Source organism: Autumnicola lenta, from assembly GCF_031846515.1.
GTDB classification, from domain to species: domain Bacteria; phylum Bacteroidota; class Bacteroidia; order Flavobacteriales; family Flavobacteriaceae; genus Autumnicola; species Autumnicola lenta.
The window spans coordinates 78754-97980 of sequence record NZ_JAVRHO010000015.1 but is presented as its reverse complement, the minus strand read 5'-3'; the positions used below and the strand labels follow the sequence as shown (position 1 = coordinate 97980).

At 39.5% G+C, this 19227-nt stretch carries 18 protein-coding genes; 6 read left to right on the top strand and 12 right to left on the bottom strand.

The genetic code is table 11. The features are described from left to right. Positions 1 to 110: 110 nt before the first annotated feature. From RM545_RS11755 to RM545_RS11720, 8 genes are all read right to left on the bottom strand, one after another. Positions 111 to 815 (bottom strand): RluA family pseudouridine synthase, encoded by a 705-nt coding sequence (locus tag RM545_RS11755; RefSeq protein WP_311495475.1) that lies wholly within the window; start codon positions 813 to 815, stop codon positions 111 to 113. Positions 816 to 911: 96 nt separating this feature from the next. Next, complete coding sequence (gene panB / locus RM545_RS11750; RefSeq protein WP_311495474.1) at positions 912 to 1730, bottom strand: 3-methyl-2-oxobutanoate hydroxymethyltransferase; 819 nt, start codon at positions 1728 to 1730, stop codon at positions 912 to 914. Positions 1731 to 2217: 487 nt separating this feature from the next. Continuing rightward, on the bottom strand, positions 2218 to 3219 hold the full coding sequence (locus RM545_RS11745) for an alcohol dehydrogenase (RefSeq protein WP_311495473.1): 1002 nt from the start codon (positions 3217 to 3219) through the stop codon (positions 2218 to 2220). A 147-nt stretch (positions 3220 to 3366) separates the two neighbouring features. After that, complete coding sequence (locus tag RM545_RS11740) at positions 3367 to 4047, bottom strand: CPBP family glutamic-type intramembrane protease (RefSeq protein WP_311495472.1); 681 nt, start codon at positions 4045 to 4047, stop codon at positions 3367 to 3369. A gap of 137 nt (positions 4048 to 4184) precedes the next feature. Then, positions 4185 to 5618: an L-serine ammonia-lyase gene (locus RM545_RS11735; protein WP_311495471.1), complete on the bottom strand. Its 1434-nt coding sequence runs from the start codon at positions 5616 to 5618 to the stop codon at positions 4185 to 4187. Positions 5619 to 5848: 230 nt separating this feature from the next. Beyond that, complete coding sequence (locus RM545_RS11730; protein WP_311495470.1) at positions 5849 to 7357, bottom strand: PH domain-containing protein; 1509 nt, start codon at positions 7355 to 7357, stop codon at positions 5849 to 5851. Beyond that, a complete protein-coding gene (locus tag RM545_RS11725; RefSeq protein WP_311495469.1) occupies positions 7335 to 7880 on the bottom strand; it encodes a PH domain-containing protein in 546 nt (181 codons plus the stop codon). Before RM545_RS11725 ends, RM545_RS11730 begins: the two co-directional genes overlap by 23 nt. Further along, entirely contained in the window at positions 7868 to 8707 is an 840-nt protein-coding gene (locus RM545_RS11720; RefSeq protein WP_311495468.1) for a 1,4-dihydroxy-2-naphthoyl-CoA synthase, read from the bottom strand. Before RM545_RS11720 ends, RM545_RS11725 begins: the two co-directional genes overlap by 13 nt. Before the next feature lie 969 nt (positions 8708 to 9676). Between RM545_RS11720 and RM545_RS11715 the strand changes: the two genes are divergently transcribed. From RM545_RS11715 to RM545_RS11695, 5 genes are all read left to right on the top strand, one after another. After that, on the top strand, positions 9677 to 10063 hold the full coding sequence (locus RM545_RS11715; protein WP_311495467.1) for a hypothetical protein: 387 nt from the start codon (positions 9677 to 9679) through the stop codon (positions 10061 to 10063). A gap of 703 nt (positions 10064 to 10766) precedes the next feature. Beyond that, on the top strand, positions 10767 to 11567 hold the full coding sequence (locus RM545_RS11710) for a sensor histidine kinase (protein WP_311495466.1): 801 nt from the start codon (positions 10767 to 10769) through the stop codon (positions 11565 to 11567). Further along, complete coding sequence (locus tag RM545_RS11705) at positions 11542 to 12174, top strand: response regulator (RefSeq protein ID WP_311495465.1); 633 nt, start codon at positions 11542 to 11544, stop codon at positions 12172 to 12174. The genes RM545_RS11710 and RM545_RS11705 overlap by 26 nt, the downstream gene beginning before the upstream one ends. Positions 12175 to 12261: 87 nt before the next feature. Next, on the top strand, positions 12262 to 13785 hold the full coding sequence (locus RM545_RS11700; RefSeq protein ID WP_311495464.1) for a carbon-nitrogen hydrolase family protein: 1524 nt from the start codon (positions 12262 to 12264) through the stop codon (positions 13783 to 13785). A gap of 287 nt (positions 13786 to 14072) precedes the next feature. After that, complete coding sequence (locus tag RM545_RS11695; RefSeq protein WP_311495463.1) at positions 14073 to 14972, top strand: NAD(P)-dependent oxidoreductase; 900 nt, start codon at positions 14073 to 14075, stop codon at positions 14970 to 14972. Between the two features lie 151 nt (positions 14973 to 15123). Here RM545_RS11695 and RM545_RS11690 read toward each other — a convergent pair whose 3' ends face one another. Then, entirely contained in the window at positions 15124 to 15747 is a 624-nt protein-coding gene (locus RM545_RS11690; protein ID WP_311495462.1) for a trimeric intracellular cation channel family protein, read from the bottom strand. 175 nt (positions 15748 to 15922) lie between these two features. Between RM545_RS11690 and trxB the strand changes: the two genes are divergently transcribed. After that, entirely contained in the window at positions 15923 to 16897 is a 975-nt protein-coding gene (gene trxB / locus RM545_RS11685; protein ID WP_311495461.1) for a thioredoxin-disulfide reductase, read from the top strand. Between the two features lie 79 nt (positions 16898 to 16976). Here the strand turns inward: trxB and RM545_RS11680 are convergent, their stop codons facing one another. From RM545_RS11680 to RM545_RS11670, 3 genes are read right to left on the bottom strand one after another with little or no spacing between them, the layout of a single operon-like run. Further along, positions 16977 to 17120, bottom strand: a complete 144-nt coding sequence (locus RM545_RS11680; protein WP_311495460.1) for a hypothetical protein — start codon at positions 17118 to 17120, stop codon at positions 16977 to 16979. Further along, positions 17117 to 18871, bottom strand: a complete 1755-nt coding sequence (locus RM545_RS11675; protein ID WP_311495459.1) for a PspC domain-containing protein — start codon at positions 18869 to 18871, stop codon at positions 17117 to 17119. Before RM545_RS11675 ends, RM545_RS11680 begins: the two co-directional genes overlap by 4 nt. Continuing rightward, positions 18864 to 19208, bottom strand: coding sequence for a PadR family transcriptional regulator (locus RM545_RS11670; RefSeq protein WP_311495458.1), 345 nt, complete (start codon positions 19206 to 19208; stop codon positions 18864 to 18866). Before RM545_RS11670 ends, RM545_RS11675 begins: the two co-directional genes overlap by 8 nt. Between the last annotated feature and the right edge of the window lie 19 nt (positions 19209 to 19227).

Sequence of the window (19227 nt, the reverse complement as noted above, 5' to 3'; positions counted from 1 at the left end):
TTAGGATTATTATTTTTAGGCGAATATCCCGCAGTCAACACGATTATTGGAGGCGTACTTATTATTTTCGCGGTTTTCGCCGAAATTGCACGAAGTATGAAAAGAGAAAGTTAATCTGTACAGACGTCCCATATTGCGTCTGAAGGTGGCGGCGCGATTACGTGTATCTCTTCCTTTTTTACCGGATGAGTAAATTTTAATTCCCGGGCGTGAAGATGGATACTTGCATCTTTATTACTACGGTCAAAACCATACTTAAGATCTCCTTTTACCGGACAGCCAATGGAAGATAACTGACTTCTAATCTGGTGATGTCGCCCTGTGTGTAAGTCGATTTCCAGCAGGTAATAATTGTCCAGTTCTTTTATATTTCTGTAATCCAGAATAGCCTTTTTACTGTCCGGAACTTCTTTTATGTGAGCGTAAGATTTATTTTGTTTCGGATTCCGCTTCATGAAATGAACCAGTGTATCCTCCTTTTTTGGCGGCGGATTTTTTACCACTGCCCAATAGGTTTTTCTGGCGTCCTTTTGCTGAAAAAGTTTGTTTAACCTTGGTAATGCTTTTGAAGTTTTTGAAAAAAGAACAATTCCGCTGGTAGGACGATCCAGGCGGTGAACCACGCCCAGGTAAACATTTCCCGGTTTGTTATACTTTTCCTTCAAATAAGATTTTACAACTTCACTAAGCGGTTTGTCACCGGTTTTATCGCCCTGCACAATATCTCCCGGCCGCTTATTAACCACAATAATATGATTGTCTTCAAATAAAACCTGAAGATTATCTTTTGTAGAGATTACTTTATCTGAATTCAATACTGGATAAATTTCTTAAAAATAATACGGGTGCTTTAACTTCGAGCTCCAAACTCCGAACTCCAAACTCCAAACTCCGAACTCCAAACTTTAAAACTAATACTGCTCCTCATCTGAAGGAAAACTCTTATTTTTCACATCTTTTGTATAATTTTCAAAAGCACTCGTCATTTCAGAGTGAAGGTCTGCGTAGCGCCTTAAAAAACGCGGATTAAATTCGTGAGTCATCCCAAGCATATCGTGAACCACCAAAACCTGTCCGTCAACACCATTTCCCGCACCAATCCCTATCACGGGAATGGTAAGGCTTTCTGCAACTTCTTTGGCTAACTTCGCCGGTACTTTCTCTAAAACAACAGCAAAACACCCTATTCTTTCAAGTAACAGCGCGTCAGCTTTCAGTTTTTCGGCCTCCTGTTCTTCTTTAGCCCTTACGGTATAAGTTCCGAATTTATAAATGGACTGCGGAGTAAGTCCCAGATGTCCCATCACAGGAATTCCGGCATGAAGAATTCGTTTAATAGAATCTTTAACTTCCTTGCCACCTTCAAGCTTTACAGCATGTGCACCGCTTTCTTTCATTATGCGAATTGCAGAACGCAACGCTTCTTTAGGGTCACTTTGATAACTTCCGAAAGGTAAATCAACGACTACTAAAGACCTGCTGATCGCTCTCACCACGCCAGAAGCATGATAAATCATTTGATCCAGTGTAATTGGTAAAGTAGTTTCATGACCAGCCATAACATTACTGGCAGAGTCACCCACAAGGATTACATCCACACCTGCACCGTCTACAATCTTGGCCATACTGTAATCGTAAGCGGTTAACATAGCTATCTTTTCACCGTTAGATTTCATGTCTACCAAAGACTTCACCGTAATCCTCTTATACTCCTTTTTTGCAACTGACATCGATCTGATTTTTAGTTCGAGTAAAAGTAGTAAATTAGTTTACCACCTTCCAAGACCAAAGCTTCAAAATGTCAATTATCGAACCTGTTGATGCCTGAGTTTCTTTTTTACGTTCAGCATCAGTCCTCACAGGTTTTCAAAACCTGTGAGGACTCTCTGCCTGTAAAAAAGGGTGCCTCCAAAATGGCAATTTTCCCTTTGTAGTAATAAACAGGAGGGGCAGGTTTTCTGCGAGGTTTTAGAAAGTTCGTAGGTTTGTTTAATTTCAGATTATTTATGAAAGGTATCAGGAGAAATTATACAAGGTTAAAAAAAGACCTTGCAGGATAGCAAATGCATTCTTATCTCGCTACATAGTACGAAAAAGAGACATCTCCAAAATGACAATTTTCGGCCTTTAGTAAAAAGAAAGGCTGTGCAAAAAATTCGCACAGCCTGTTTCAATTTTAAAGATGAAGTATTACTCTTCTTCTGAATTTTCTTCAGCTTAAGGTTTTAAAACCACTCTAAAGCGGGCTTTATTATTGATCATTTTGTCGTAAGCCTCTTTTACATCGTCCAGTGCATATTCTTCAATCATTGGAGTGGTGCCGGTCAATGCGCTGAAATTCAAAGTGTCTTCAGAATCCATGGCCGTACCACTTGCCCAACCAGCCGCAGATTTTCTTCCCATAAGCAATTGCATAGGGGAGACTTCCACGGGTTCTCCCGTTGCGGCTACCATCAGGATTTTTCCGTTTTTAGCTAATCCGTCAATTACGGAACTTATTGCTTTACTGTTAGGTGCCGTTGCCAGAATTAAATCGGCGCCGCCAAGCTTTTGGAGTTCTTTTGCAGCATCTGTATTGCCGGTATTGATAAAATGATGAGCTCCTAATTGCTTTGCAAGATCTTTTTTATCGTCACTCGTAGAAATTGCCACGGTTCGCATTCCCATTTTTGCGGCGTACTGAACGGCTAAATGACCAAGACCGCCAATTCCCTGTACCGCAACGGTGTCACCAGCTCTTATTCCGGAGTTTCTCAAGGCATTAAAAACGGTAATTCCTGCACATAAAAGAGGCGCTGCATCGGCTGAAGACAACTCTTCAGGAATAGCGGCAACAGCCTCATGAGGGGCAGTCATATATTCAGCATAACCGCCATCATAAGAGATTCCGCTGATTTTTGCATTTTCGCAGTTAATAAAATCACCTTCCCGGCAGGGTTGGCAATCAAAGCAATGTCCGCCATGCCAGCCAACCCCAACCCGTTGCCCTTTTTTCCATTTATTGACTCTGTTGCCAACTTCTTCAATGACACCTACAACTTCATGCCCGGGCACTCGCGGATATTCGATAGGAAAAATACCTTCTTTTACGATAGCGTCGCTATGGCAAATTCCACAGGCTTCTATTTTTATAAGAACTTCATTTTCTTTGGGAGAAGGTTTGTCAATATCTACTACGACAAAATCGCCTCCTTTTTCTTGTACTTGTACAGCTTTCATAACTAAATTTTTTGGTGAACTTATCAGGTTTCTATTTACATAATCATCTGTAAATCAGCTGAAAAATGATAAGTGTAAAAAGATTTTTTCAGCAGTCCAGAAGTTACAAAAAAACTGATGCTTACACTTTAAGCGTTTGTTAAATAGTTAAAACATCTTCGGAATAAAAAAGAAAAGGATGATGCTGTTGTTCATGGTGTGCATGAGGATTGGCCATAAAAGTCCGTTGTTTTCAATCTTTACTTTTCCGAAGAAGAAACCCGCGATAATCCGGGGGAAAATAAGAAGAAACAGCGGCAGGTTCAGTTCAAAAGCGGGGACATAATTGTAGATGTGGACGAGTCCAAAAACGAAAGCACTTAGATACCAAAAAAAGAGATAATAAGAATTAAGCATCTTTTGAACTTTGAACAAAAGCTTTTCCGGGATTGCTGCCTGTAGAAACAGAAAGGATAATGCGGCTGCGAATAATAATAAAAAGAAGCTGGTAAGCCAGTGAACATTAGCCGGAATAAGAAAAATGCCAATAACAACAAGACATGTGGTTATAAAAAGGAGGATGTCGTTTTTAGAAGGTTTTACCAAACTTCTAAAAATACCCTCTTCTAAAACCGGTGCTACAATTAAAGCCATGATGGCAAATCTCATCGGACTTTCATCCAGCATTTGAAAAAGTGCTGCCTGTTCATATTGATCCAGATCTATCCACGGAAATGAAGACGTCAAAATGCCCAATATCGCAAAGAAGGCAAAGTAGCAGCCAATCATGAATCCGTAATTACGAATTAGATTCTTGATCTTTTCAGAAATGCTGTTGAGCTGGAGCAATTTTTAAGGCTTAAATGTAGTTCTGACCGCGAAGTTAGTCTTTTGTTGATTCTCAAATTACGCTAAGCAGTTTTCTTACTGTCAGAATTAGTTAAATGCAGCGGAAACCAAAACTTTCTCGCGGAAGTGCAGAAGGTTTAACAATCGCTCATATTTACTTTTACTGCCAGTCCTCCTTCTGAAGTTTCTTTGTACTTGGAATTCATGTCTTTTGCGGTTTCCCACATCGTTTCTATGACCTTGTCTAAGGGTACTTTTGCCTTGCTGGCATCACTTTCCAAAGCCATTTCGGCAGCGTTAATAGCTTTTATGGCACCCATGGCGTTCCTCTCAATGCACGGAACCTGTACAAGGCCACCAATTGGATCACAGGTGAGGCCGAGATGATGTTCCATGGCAATTTCGCTGGCCATAAGAACCTGCTCGGGACTGCCACCGAGCAACTCGGTTAAGCCTCCGGCTGCCATGGCTGAAGAAACGCCAATTTCGGCCTGGCAACCACCCATTGCTGCAGAAATTGTTGCACCTTTTTTAAATAAGCTACCAATTTCGCCGGCTACGAGCATAAAACGATTTAAATCCTCAAAAGTAGCTTGGTGATTTTCGATGACTATATAATACATCATTACAGCAGGCACCGTACCGGCACTACCGTTGGTTGGTGCGGTCACTACCCGTCCCAGGGATGCGTTGACTTCATTTACGCTCAGCGCAAAGCAGCTCACCCATTTTAAAATTTCGCGGAATTTTACTTCGTTGTTTCGAATGACGGAGATCCATTCTTCGGGAGAATGGTAATCTCCTTCGCGAATAAGGCGCTGGTGCATTTCGAAGGCACGGCGCTTTACATTGAGTCCGCCAGGAAGTGTGCCTTCGGTATGGCAGCCAATGTACATGGATTCCAGCATGACGTCCCAGATTTTTCGCAAGCCGGAATCGATCTCTTCTTCAGAACGAAGGGATTTTTCATTTTCCAGGACGATTTCCGAGATTTTTTTGTTTTCCGCTTTGCAGTATTCCAGGAGTTCGGTGGCTTTTTCTATGGGAAAAGGAAAGCTTTTGAAATTCTGCATTTGCTTTTTAGCATTCTTCCGTTCCTTTTTCACTACAAATCCGCCGCCGATAGAGTAGAAGGAGGAGGCTGTTTTTTTGCCATTATCAAGCTGTGCACGAAAAGTCATTCCGTTAGGATGGAACTCAAGGAATTTACGGTTAAATTTCACATCGGTTTCCCAGCTGAAATTAATTTCCTTTTCTCCATTTAACCAAAGACGTTGCTGTTCCTTTATTTTTTCAATTTCAGTATTTATGATACTAATGTCCATAGTTACAGGATCGTGACCAGACAATCCCAGAATGGTCGCAATATCTGTTGCGTGTCCTTTTCCGGTGAGGGATAGTGAGCCGTACAGGTCGATGTGGATGGTTTCTACATTGTCGAAAACTCCTTGCTGTTTAAGTTCAGAAATCCATCTCTGCGCAGCCCGCCATGGCCCTAATGTATGGGAACTGGAAGGACCAACGCCAACCTTTAGCATATCAAAAACACTAACAATTTCTCTTTCGCGCATTCTAACAGAATATTTTTGCAAAAATATGAATTTGGAGTGGTAAATTTGAATGTGTTGTGAAAATATTGCAACAAAAAGTGGCTATAACAGAGAATATTGAATAACGCAATCTCGTATTGGTTGCTAGATGCTATAATAACGATAATATGGAATATCGGTTAACACTAAGCAGAGAAGTTCAACACAGCTTTGAACCTTCACTATTTAACTTTTTAACCTTTAACTTAAAATTACATCCACGCCTTTTCAGAAGTTTCAATTCGGAATAAGCTGTAGTTCATATAAGTAAGGATTTCCTCATCTACAGCTCTAAAGCTAATGTCACCACCTGCAGTATGCAAACTGACATTTACCAGGCCCCTCCTTTTATACCAAAAAGGTCTTTTAATGCTAACGGACTGTAACTTATAAATTTCAGTGGTTTGCTCTACTAAACTCCAAACTCCATAGGATTTCACCAGAAAATCTTCAGAAAAGGTCAATTTCATGGATTTAAACATTCTGAAGTTGTAAAAAAGCATAGAAATTGTGTAAAAAACAGCGAAAATAAGCCATTCCGATACATTCACCTCTTCAATAGTTATAGGAATTATATAGCTGATTATTAACGGAATAAGACCAAAATTAACCCTCCTTAAAAAATCGACAATATTGGGTTTAAATACTCCTTTTTCCTCTTCCGTATGCTTGCCGTATAAGAAAGATTTTATTCTTCGGGTAGCTCCCTTCTCAAGCCCGGGAATGCTTATTTTGCTCTTGGCACTTTTCTCCCTACTGCCGGCCAGGGTAATTTTTACCTCGTAAATATTCAGCCATTTTTGAAGCGGATTAGTAATAATACTTACAATCTGAACCCGCCTTGGCTGTAAAGAAACTTTGGTATTTGTTCTAAGGCCCATTTCCAGGTGCAGACGTTCTGAAGTCTGTACCAGCTTTAAATTGTAATATTTGACAAGTACTTCGGCTACCGTTATAAATACACTCAGCAGGAGCAAAATTACAGCAAGGATTGCAAAGATAAAGAACGATTCTAATGGCAGCGGAATATTACCTGCTTCTTTCAGAAGCAACTCTTCATCTTCAAAAAAGAGCCTGCTGAATTCATTATATAGCGTGCTTAAAAAGGCAATTATCAACCCGAAACCACGCAGAAAATTTGAACTGATTCCAATTTTCAGCAGCCTTCCTATTTCTAATTTATGTGTCCATTGGGTTTCTTCATCTTCCTTAGGTTCTTCGGCGTAAGCAACATCCAAATTCTCGTGCTGTTCCTTCTTTTTTGACAACAGAATAGCCGAAAGTTCTTCAGCCTTCTCCCTTTCGATAGCATGTATTTTAATTTCCTTTTGATCACTTCCTGCCGTATCTATCACGAGGCTGTAAATTCCGATAACCCTTTCCAGAATACCTCTTTCAAAATTTACCTGCTGAATCTTATCAAATGGAATTGCAATAAAATCTGTAGAAAATACACCTTTGGTAAGTACGAACTCCTCCTTTTCCCAGTTTATATGAAATTTAAAATTTCTGTAACTGAAGTAGCTGTGAACAACAGCAAGAATCACAACTATCAGAGGAATCAAGACATAAATAAAAGAGAATGCGTTAGATTGCTGAATAATAAAATAAATCAAAACGGCCCAGAAAATCCGGAAAATCTTGTACAAAGATGCCGCAAAAATGACTAAAATTCCGGTCACTGACTGGCGCTGCGGACTAGTGAATGCTTTTGAATCCATCTTCTGAAATCTTTATTACCAAAGCTTCCTTTAGGTTTTGTGCCAATTGTGGTTCCAAACCGGGTATGCTAATATCGCTCCCGCTTCCCCCTGCCGTAAAGATGTTAAGGGTGGCTATCCCTAACAGTTTGTCCAGAACGCCTCTTGAGATGGAAACATGCTGAATCCGGTTAAAGGAAATTACGGTAGTGTCCGTAATAAGAAACCCTTTCCTGTAAATTATATCCCTTTCTCTGAGTGCATAGCCATAAATCTTCTGCATCTTCCAGGAATTAAAGAAAAAGAAGCAGAAGAGTAAGAAAGCAGCAACGGCAACAATGCTGATTATAAAGTTTTCTGCAGTATAAAAATAAATATAACCACAAAAGAGCATGATCGCCACAAACAATACGCTAATGTGAATTAAGTTTTTGAAGAGAAGATTCCTGGAAATTCCGTTTAGATCTACCTCCTGATAGCGAGGTAGCGTATCTATGGCTATACGCTGGTTCTGAAAGGAATTTTTCGGCTCTACGGAAGCCATTTTTTCTCAAAATTTGGTTTGCGTTTTTCCAGAAAGGCATTTCTTCCTTCTTTGGCTTCCTCTGTCATATAAGCCAAGCGTGTAGCTTCTCCGGCAAAAACCTGTTGACCCACCATTCCGTCGTCGGTAAGGTTCATTGCAAATTTCAGCATTTTTATAGAAGTTGGTGATTTGGCAAGGATTTCCTGAGCCCATTCATACGCTGTATCTTCCAGTTCGTCATGCGGAATTACAGCATTGACCATTCCCATTTCAAAAGCTTCCTGTGCAGAATAATTTCTTCCGAGGAAAAAGATCTCACGGGCCTTCTTTTGCCCGACCATTTTCGCCAGATATGCAGAACCATAACCTCCGTCAAAACTTGTGACGTCCGCATCGGTTTGTTTAAAAATCGCATGTTCCTTGCTGGCAAGCGTAAGGTCGCAAACCACGTGCAGACTGTGACCTCCACCCACAGCCCAACCGGGAACCACAGCAATTACAGCTTTTGGCATAAAACGAATAAGGCGCTGCACTTCAAGAATGTTTAGCCTGTGCATGCCGTCTTCACCCACGTAACCCTGATGACCACGGGCTTTTTGATCGCCACCACTACAAAATGAATAAACGCCATCTTTAGTTGAAGGTCCTTCAGCAGAAAGCAACACTACTCCAATAGAAGTATCTTCCTGTGCATCATAAAAAGCATTATAAAGTTCGCTGGTTGTCTTTGGGCGGAAAGCGTTGCGCACATCTGGGCGGTTAAAAGCAATCCGTGCCACGCCATTGCTCTTTTTATAAGTGATATCTTCATATTCTTTAGCTGTTTTCCATTCAATTTTTGCCATAGTTGTCTATTTTCGAGTAAAAATAAAGTTTTAAACCCACATCAGAAAGAAGAAACCGGGAAGAGCTTAAGCTTTGTGTTCTAAACTGCAAGAATACAGCAACTAAAGATCGATAATTGGCATTCTTGAGGTATGGTGTTTCTCCTGATTCTTTACTCCTTTATAGGTCAGGCACTAATTCGCGAATAGTTAAAACCACTCCTGTCTATGGTCGATAACTGGTATTTTCAGGTATTGGCTTAGAAACCCAGGATTTTTATAATGCTTAAACTCATTCTATTTAGCATTCTTGGATTCGTGGCTGTCGGCATTAAAATAAGTTGACCGTTTTACAGAGTTTTAAACAACTCAGTATTATGGCAAAAATAGAAGATTTTTCCAAAGAAGAGCACCAGTGAATAAACCGTTATTTTAGTGAGAGCTTCAAACGTAAAAAGGGAGGGGAGGCTATTCAAGAATCCTGCAATTGAGTGAGGAGGGTAATAACTATCTTGCACAAAAGGTCACAGGAGAAAAAGTGAGAATTACAGTTAAAAGTCAGTTCAATAAAAAAGTGCCATATCGGCGCTAAAGAAATAATAGTGACCCTACTCAGAATTATTTCACGCTTCAACAGCACTTTTGTTCCCCAAACACTTTAGCTTTCGCTATAATGATATTGTAAAAGTACCGTGGCTTCATCTTCTCTACAAGGGGAAAAACACCCTTTTCTATAAAGATCTATTTTAATGTTTTCATGACGCATCAATAGTATGAAATACACCATGCGGAAAAATTTTTAGGGCGGTAATTGGCATTTTTAGCATCTTAGTTTCTATCAAACAATAAACCCTACACAAAACTGACAACGGAGAATTAAGGAAAATCTTGGTAAAAAGAATATTTCTCCTACATTTACATTAACAAAAAATTAATAATTAAGAATTTTCGTATTTCAGGTAATTACGGAAGTTACATTTTCAGGAATCTATGGAAAGACCAAAAAAATGTATTAGCGTTGACGAAGCGCGCAAAGAACAGGACGAATGGGTGCGTACCCGTGGAAAAGATATAAGGGAATGTGAAGGTTATGAAGATACCCGCGAGTTCTGGTACAGCCTGGATGAATTACAGGAGTATCTGGATTATGTTAGGGAGAAATCTAAGGAGCAGGGCGTGGAGAAACCGGGAATCAGGTTTTATTTAGGCGCGTATCCAACCACTAAAGAGGAAAAAGGATATTCTACCATTTTTCTTTCACCTACCAAAGAAGCCCAGGGAGAAACCGAAGGTGCCAATGAAGACTCGGATTCTAATAACTATGACATTGAGCCTTACAATACGATTGGAACAGGCTGGCCTCCAATGGAATATTAAATGCAAGAGCTTAGATTTCTCGTAATTTTGCTGGAAGGTGTCGCTGCAATCTCCGGCTTATACTATTACCAGAAAAACCCAGTTGATAAAGCGGTTGGGTTTTTTTCGTATTTTTTGTTGCTTACATTTTTTGTTGAAACCATAGGGTCAATTCCGTCGATAATTTATTATAACGAACCATTACATTTTCTTAAAAACACCTTTTGGTACAGAAACTATTGGCTTTTTAATCCTTACCTAATTATTAGCTTTGCGGCTTATATCATGTATTTTAAATGGAACATTTCCAATATAAAAATAAGAAAACTTATTAAGTGGGGGTTAATTATTTATGTGATAATATGTATTGTAAATTTATTATTTTCAGATGTATTTCTGAAAAGCAATTCAACTGTCACTTATGTCTTGGGAGCTTTATTCCTGCTGGGGGTAATTTTCTATTATTACTTCGAAATTCTGCTGAGTGATAAAATCTTAAGCATAAAAAGGGAGATCAGTTTTTATATCTCTTTTCCAGCAATTTTATTTTTTTTAACCACCACTCCTATTTTTATCTATTTCACGTATTTTACAATGAAAAGCCCTGAATTCGTGGAATTAAGCACTTTAATTTTAGTTGTTATGAATATTTTTATGTACAGTTCTTATAGTCTCGCCTTTTTATTCCTGGCCAACAAGAAGAACTCCGTAAGAACTTAAAGAAATGCTTTCTAAAGAAGAAATCTTACTCATCATCTATTTTGTGGTAGTGATCTTGCTGCTAACGGCTTTTGTGATCATCTTTTTTATCACCTACCAAAGACGGAAAAACAAACTTCTGGAAGAAAAGTATGAAGCAGAAAAGCGTTATGAGCAGGAAATTGTACAGTCCAGGATAGAAATCCAAGAGCAAACCCTTAAAAATATTAGCTGGGAGTTGCACGATAATATAGGTCAGCTACTTTCTGTTGCTAATCTTCAATTAAATATTCTTTCCAAGACCTTACCTGAAAAAGAAGAGGTTCTGGAGATAAAGGAAGTGGTGGCTGCTTCTCTACAGGAAGTCCGCTCGCTGTCAAAATCCCTGAACAATGAAGTTGTGGAATATGCCGGGCTTACGGCTTCTGTAGAAAATGAGCTGAAGAGGTTTCAGCGGCTTAATATCCTTCAGGTGGAATTCAAAATAGAAGGTGAAAAATTCGAGATTGATAAAAAAGACGAAATAATCCTTTTTCGTATTCTTCAGGAATTTTTCTCAAATGTTATTAAGCATGCAAAAGCTTCAAAGTTAATTGTAAACTTCTCTTATCTTTCGGATAAACTGAAAATTGAAGTTCAGGATGATGGCATTGGTTTTAATCCTGGAGAGGTTAACAAAAGTTCAGGAGTACTAAATATGAAGAGCAGGGCGGCACTTATTAAAACAGACTTCCGTCTAAATTCTTCAGAAAACAAAGGAACTTTTCTATCTTTATCCTATCCTTCTAACCCTACCAAAAATGAAGAAAACGATAATCATCGTTGACGATCACATTCTCTTTGCAAAATCCCTCCACGGACTTTTAAAAACATACGAAGATTTTGAGGTTGTGGAGATTTTTAAAAACGGACAGGAAGTGGTTGACTATTTTAATTTCGGCCATACGCAACCAGATCTTGTTTTGCTGGATATTAAAATGCCGGTCAAAGACGGTCTTGAAACAATGATGTGGCTTAAAGAAAACTATCCTGAACAAAAAGCTCTTGCTTTAACCATGGAGCATGATGAGAATTATATCATCAAAATGATTAGAAATGGCTGCAGGGGATATTTGCTGAAAGATATTGAGCCAGATGAGTTTCTTTATGCGCTACAATCGGTTCTAAACAGCGGGTATTACTACAGCGATGAAGTTTCAGAAGCAATGATAAAGGGTGGCCCCGGGAAGAAATTCAGGAACCTTACACCCCGTGAACTGGAATTCTTAAGCCATGCCTGTTCTGAAATGACCTATAAAGAAGTAGCGGGAGAAATGAATCTTAGTCCCAAAACCATCGACGGTTACAGGGAAAGCCTTTTCGAAAAACTAGAAGTAAAGAGCAGGATTGGTCTGGTGCTTTTTGCTATTAAAAATGATCTTTACCAGGTGTAAGACTTCAGAAATTTTCTGTTCACCTTCTTTTATTTCAGAATCACTTATTTAGGCAGTATCTTTGCAGCCAAATATTAAAAAATAAGAGTGATCGATTCAGCAAAAATAGAGTTAAGGAATTTACGGGTTAAGGATTATGAAGAGTTGAAGGTTTCCATGATAAAAAGTTATCATGCGATGCCCGATGAATATTGGACGAAAGGCGAAATTAAGACGCTTGTCAATAAATTTCCTGAAGGCCAGTTGTGTATTATTATAGATAATAGAATTGCCGGCTGTGCACTTTCCATTATTGTAGACTATGATAATTTTGACGATAATCATAACTATTTGGATATTCTTGGCGGTGAAAATTTTTCTACACATACCAAAAACGGAAATGTTCTCTACGGAATAGATGTTTTTATCCATCCGGAATTCCGGGGCATGAGACTGGGAAGAAGACTTTACGAAGCAAGAAAAGAACTTTGTGAGCACCTCAATCTAAAATCGATAATTTTTGGAGGGCGCATACCAAATTATTCAAAATATGCAGATGAGTTAACGCCTAAAAAATATATTGATAAAGTCAAACTTCAGGAAATTCATGATCCTGTGTTGTCTTTCCAGTTGTCCAACGATTTTCACGTTAAAAAGGTGATAAAAGGATATCTTACGGGAGACCACGAAAGTAAAGAATTTGCCACTTTAATGGAGTGGAATAATATCTATTACACCAAACCTCAAAAGCTTGTAAATACTACAAAAACAGTTGTAAGGTTGGGTCTCGTACAATGGCAAATGAGGTTGTTTAAAGATTATGAAGCGTTGGTGTCCCAGATAGAATTTTTTGTGGATGCGGTAAGTAATTACCAGAGCGACTTTATCCTTTTTCCTGAATTGTTTAATGCTCCTTTAATGGCGCAGTTCAATCATCTTTCTGAACCTGAAGCAATTCGCGGACTTTCGGGGTATACAGATCGTCTTCTGGAAACTTTTAGTGAGTTTGCAATCAACTATAACATCAATATTATTACCGGAAGCATGCCGCAGGCTATTGGTGAGCACATGTATAATGTTGGTTACCTGTGCCGAAGAGATGGAAGTTATGAACGTTATGAAAAACTCCATATTACTCCGGCAGAAGAATCTGCCTGGGGAATGAAGGGCGGTAATAAACTCGAAACTTTTGATACAGATTGTGGTAAGATTGGAGTCTTAATTTGTTACGACGTGGAATTTCCTGAAGTTTCCAGGATTTTGGCAGAAGAGGGGATGAATATTCTTTTTGTTCCTTTCATGACAGATACTCAAAACGGCTATTCCCGTGTAAAAATCTGTGCACAGGCCAGGGCGGTGGAGAATGAATGTTATGTCGCTATCGCCGGTTCTGTAGGGAATTTGCCGAAAGTCAACAATATGGATATTCAGTATGCACAAAGCGCTGTTTTAACTCCGTCTGACTTTGCTTTTCCGGTAAACGGAATTAAAGCTGAAGCTACGCCGAATACAGAAAGTACACTGCTGGTAGATGTAGATCTGGATTTGCTGAAAGAGCTGCACAATTTCGGAAGTGTAAGAAATATGAAAGATAGAAGGAAAGATTTATATTCTCTGAAAAAGAAGCGATAGGATAGTGGATAGTGGAAAGTGAAAAGTGAAAAAGTGGAAAGTGAAAAAGTGGAAAGTGGAAAGTGGAAAGTGAAAAGTGAAGAGTGAAAAATTCAAATTCTGGAGAATAAATTATGCACAGATCTGCGTTTTCTGCGGGAAAAAATAGTCGTGTATTTGTGGTTGTTTTTTTAAAGTTTAAGAAGAAAAGAGCAATTCAAAATTCATCATTCAAAATCAGTTTTCAGGTCGATAATTGCCATTTTGGAGGCATGACTTTTTTCAGAAGAAAAAGAGAGAAATAAAGTATGAAGTTTAAAAAAATAGTATGTGTAGATCATACCAAGATTCAGGATTGGGCTTTGGAGGAACTACAGCAATTTAGTGAAGAGAAAATTGATGTATATAAAGACGAACCAGCTTCTGAAGCTGAGATTTTAGAGCGGATAGGCGATGCAGAAGTGATTTTTGTGTCCTGGAGGACCCCAATTGACGAAAAAATCATTGAGAAGTGCCCAAACCTGAAATATATCGGCATGTGCTGCAGTTTGTATGATGATGCTTCTGCCAACGTGGCCGTGAATTTCGCCCGGGACAGGGGAATTGGGGTTACAGGCATCAGAGATTACGGAGATCCCGGTGTCATTGAGTTTATAGTTTCAGGATTGGTGAGATTGCTGCACGGTTTTGGTGAAAATCAGTGGCGGGAAATGCCAATGGAGCTTACCGGGAGAAAATTGGGCATTATCGGCCTTGGCACTACCGGACAGTTACTTGCAAAATACCTGCTGCCTTTTGGAATGGACCTCTACTACTTCAGCAGGACCAGGAAAAAAGACTGGGAAGATAAAGGTTTAAAGTTCCTGGAGTTGAAGGAATTGCTGAAAACTTCAGAAATGATAAGTATTCATCTGCCAAAAAATATTCAAATTCTGAAGAAAAAGGAGTTTGAACAATTAGGTTCGGGAAAAATTTTGATTAATACTTCATTGGGACTGCCTTTAGACGAAGAGGCTTTTCAGAAATGGATAAGTGAACCTTCAAATTTTGCCATTTTCGACGGAGATGCAAAAAGTAAGCTCGATGGCCGAATCCTTAAGAATAAAAACCTGATTACAGTGGATAAAAGTGCCGGATGGTCCACCAAAACCGAAGAACGCCTGTCTCAAAAAGTATTGAATAATTTCAAAGAATTTGTCAAAGACTAATTACACCTGGCCACTGATTCATATTGTTATTTACTTTTCTATATGCCGATAAATGACTTTTTTTAAGTAGCTCTGTAGATAAAGTGGTAAGTAATTAAGAACTTCTTTTTAAATAATTTCATGCAAAATGATCTCCTAAGGTGGAAATTTTCTAATTATTCTGAAGCAGATGGTAAGATGGTAATGAGATTTTGTATTTCACCACCAGCAGGCGAATAATAATTACGGTGAGTGAGGTGACAATGTAGATAATATCAGTATTTACGCCAATCCGGTGCAGAATTACAAAGGCCAGACCTCCCACAATGCATGCTGTGGCGTAAATTTCCCTCCGGAAGATCACCGGAATTTCGTTGCAGAGAATATCCCTTACCACCCCTCCAAAAGTACCTGTCATTGCCCCTATGGCAATGGAAATTATAGGATCGAGATTGTTGGCAACACCGGTTTCTACTCCGGTGATGGTAAAAACACCAAGTCCGATAGTATCAAACAGGAAAAGTGAAGTTTTAAGGTAATTTATTTTATTCCGGAAGATAATTGCGAAAATAGTTACCGCTCCAATGAGGTAAACGTAGGTTGCGTTTTCCATCCAGGCAACCGGAGTATTCCCCATAAGCGCATCCCGAATGGTGCCGCCACCAATAGCGGTTACAAATGCTATAATAAAAATTCCGAAGAGATCCAGCTTCCGGTCCATTGCTGCAAGTGCCCCGGAAATGGCAAAAGCCATGGTTCCCAGGATGTCCAGAATATTGAATAGACTCAGTTCCATAACGGGCAAAGGTAATTTTTAACTTCGAATCCTGAGGAGGACAAATAAGTTTTTTCTGAAGCTTCTGAAAAGATCAGGAATTTGCTGAAGCTATCTGCCAATAACAAATCTTCATCGTAATAGGCTCGGGAATTTACTTTAAAGTTAGTATTTTTGTATTTCAAATTATATTCCTATGAGCGATAAAGTTGAAAGAATAAAGTGTCTTATTATAGGCTCCGGGCCGGCAGGGTATACTGCAGCAATTTATGCATCCCGTGCCGATCTTAAGCCGGTAATGTACACCGGAATGGAACCGGGCGGGCAGTTAACCACTACTACTGAGGTAGATAACTTTCCAGGATATGCAGACGGGATAGATGGGCCGCAAATGATGATGGATCTTCAAAAACAGGCAGAACGTTTTGGGACTGAAGTGAGAATAGGAATGGTAACTGAAGTAGAATTCAGCAAAGAAATTGGCGGAATTCACCGTGCGCGTGTAGATAATGCTACCTGGGTAGAGGCAGAAACTGTGATTATTTCTACAGGAGCTACTGCAAAATATCTTGGATTGCCAAGTGAGCAGAAATTAAGAGGAGGCGGAGTTTCAGCATGTGCGGTTTGTGACGGTTTCTTTTATAAGAATCAGGATGTCGCGATTGTTGGTGGTGGTGATACCGCTGCAGAAGAGGCTACTTATCTTTCCAATATTTGTAAAAAAGTGACCATGTTGGTTAGGAAAGATGAGATGAAAGCATCTAAAGCAATGCAGCACAGGGTGACCAGTACAAAAAACATTGACCTGAGATATAATACTGAGGTTGATGAAATTCTTGGTGACCAGGTAGTTGAAGGTTTGCGAATGGTGAATAACCAAACAGGAGAGAAGGAAGAAATAAAAATTACCGGGTTTTTTGTAGCTATTGGACACAAACCAAATACTGAAGTCTTTAAAGGTCAGCTGGACATGGATGATACCGGCTATTTAATCACGAAAGGTAAATCTACAAAAACGAATCTTCCGGGAGTTTTCGCTTCAGGAGATGTACAGGATAAAGAATATCGCCAGGCTGTAACTGCAGCCGGAACGGGTTGTATGGCAGCTCTTGATGCAGAGCGATATTTGGCGGAAGTGGAGAGTAGGGAAGAAGAGGAAGTCACTGCCTGAAAATGGCAATTTTCGAATAATAAAGAAATCCCGTCAATTCAGTTTGACGGGATTTCTTTTTTGGAATGAAGTACAATTACTATACGTTACATTCGTCCCACGTTTTTTGCTGAAGCTGAATTTTACAGTTCTCTTCAGCAATTATTTGCTGTGTATCCTCTTGAGGATTTTCCATCATAAACGACATTGCCAAACTGATCAATAAAGAAATTAATGTGCTCATGACTGGCTGGTTGTATCGGTTTCTACTGTAGGTGTTTCAGAATCTTCAATATTCTCTGGTTCTTCAGTAGAACCACGATTAGTCCTTCCGGAGTTATAATCGCTTTCCTCGTCCCATTGGTCTTCGCTCTCCCATTCTTCATCTGTATAAGTATCGCCTGCATTTTCATCTTCCATTTCCATCTCCACCGGGCAGTCGTTGCAAATAGTTCCATTCTCAGTTACTTCCAGGTAACGTTCCTGGTCGCCATGCCTGTAAATGTTTTCACTGTTATATCTTCGGCTAATAAAAGCACCTACATTGTCTTCCACATAAAGCGTGGTGCCCTGCGGGAGAAACAAAGTGATCCTCACTTCCTGATCCCTATACTTGTATTTTAAATCTGAAGTGAGGTGACTGTCGAGTTGTAATTCATTGTCTAAAAGGTTGACATCATACTGAATATTGCGTGCTCTTTCGTTGGCATCTTCAAAATCACTTCCTTCTGCAGCTTTAACAATTTCCAAGCTCGCAAGGGAATCCCTTGTAGATTTTATTGTAATCCAAACCTGGTCTGAAAACAACATTTTGTTATTGCTTTCATCATGTCTTATTTTAAAAGCATCACCACGATAAAAGCTGGAGGAAAAGCTATTCTGATTTTGCATTTTCAGAAATAAAGTATCCTGGGCAGAGATGTTCAGCGGCTTTGTAATCACCGTTTCTCCATCAAAAGCTGTATTCGTAGCCTGTTGAATTCCGATAATAATTAATCCGATTAAGGAGAGAATCCATACTCCTAGTAATACCAGTTTGGCAGTTGTTCCAATCGATTTTAGGTTGTTCACCAGAATTTTTAATCCTAAAACGAAAAGGAAGAAAAACGGAATTCCCACCAGGAAAAAGGATAGCAATGACATTAACCATAGCGGCCCGCCACTTACCGCCATTTCTATATAATCTGTCCACGGCGTTTCAATAATCCCGAAGACACCTACGGTAAACAAGGCTATAAAAAGTCCTATTAAAATTGATCCTGATAGTAATAGAAGTAAGATTCCGATAAATTTCACGAAGATGGTAAGTACCATTAAAATGGCATTTCCTAAAGCTGATCCTGCAGAACTTGCTCCCGATCTTGCCCTCTTTCCGTATTTTTCATAATCTACATCTTTCACCTTTCCGGCTACATTATCAAAACCCTCACGAATTTTTTTTTCGATGTTGCTGATGGTCACTTCTTCACCTTTCATGGCAAGCCTGTCTGCTGTAGTCTTCGCTTCGGGCACAAAAATCCAGAATGCGATATAAATCAGGATAAAAGCACCGCTGGTAAGCAACGTGAGCAGCACCCATAACAACCGTACCCAAACTGCATCAATTTCCATATAATGTCCCAGGCCGGAAGAAACGCCACCCAGATAGCTGTTTAAAGGATCCCGGAATAGTTTTCTTCCGGTAGTTTTTCCCGTAGTTTCATAAACGGGTTCATCTTCAAAGATTTCTTCGTCTACCATGTAATCTTCAGGCTGACCCATGATTGCAATCACTTCTTCCACTTCTTTAATGCTGATTACCTGTCTCTTATCTTTAATCTTTTCATTGAATAATTCAGCAATACGGGCTTCAATGTCTGCTATTATTTCCTCGCTTCCCTGCGTGCGGGAAAACGAACGTTTAATGGCATCCAGATAGTGCTGTAATTTAGCATAAGCATCTTCATCTATGTGGAAGAAAATGCCGGCGAGATTTATATTGACTGTTTTATTCATGATCTTTATTTTTTTGAGTGGTTACAATAGTCACAGCAGTTTGCAGGTCGTCCCAGGTGGTGGTGAGTTCCTTAAGGAACAATTTTCCTGTGTCTGTTAATCCGTAATATTTACGCGGTGGTCCGCTGCTGGATTCTTCCCAGCGGTAGGATAGGAGTCCGGCGTTTTTTAGCCTGGTAAGTAAAGGGTAAATAGTGCCTTCCACTACCAGCAATTTTGCGTCTTTAAGTGTTTCCAGAATTTCTGCCACATATGCATCTTCATCCTTTAGGACAGAGAGAATGCAGTACTCCAGCACACCTTTTCGCATTTGTGCCTTGGTATTTTCAATCTTCATAATGTCTGATTTTCTTTGT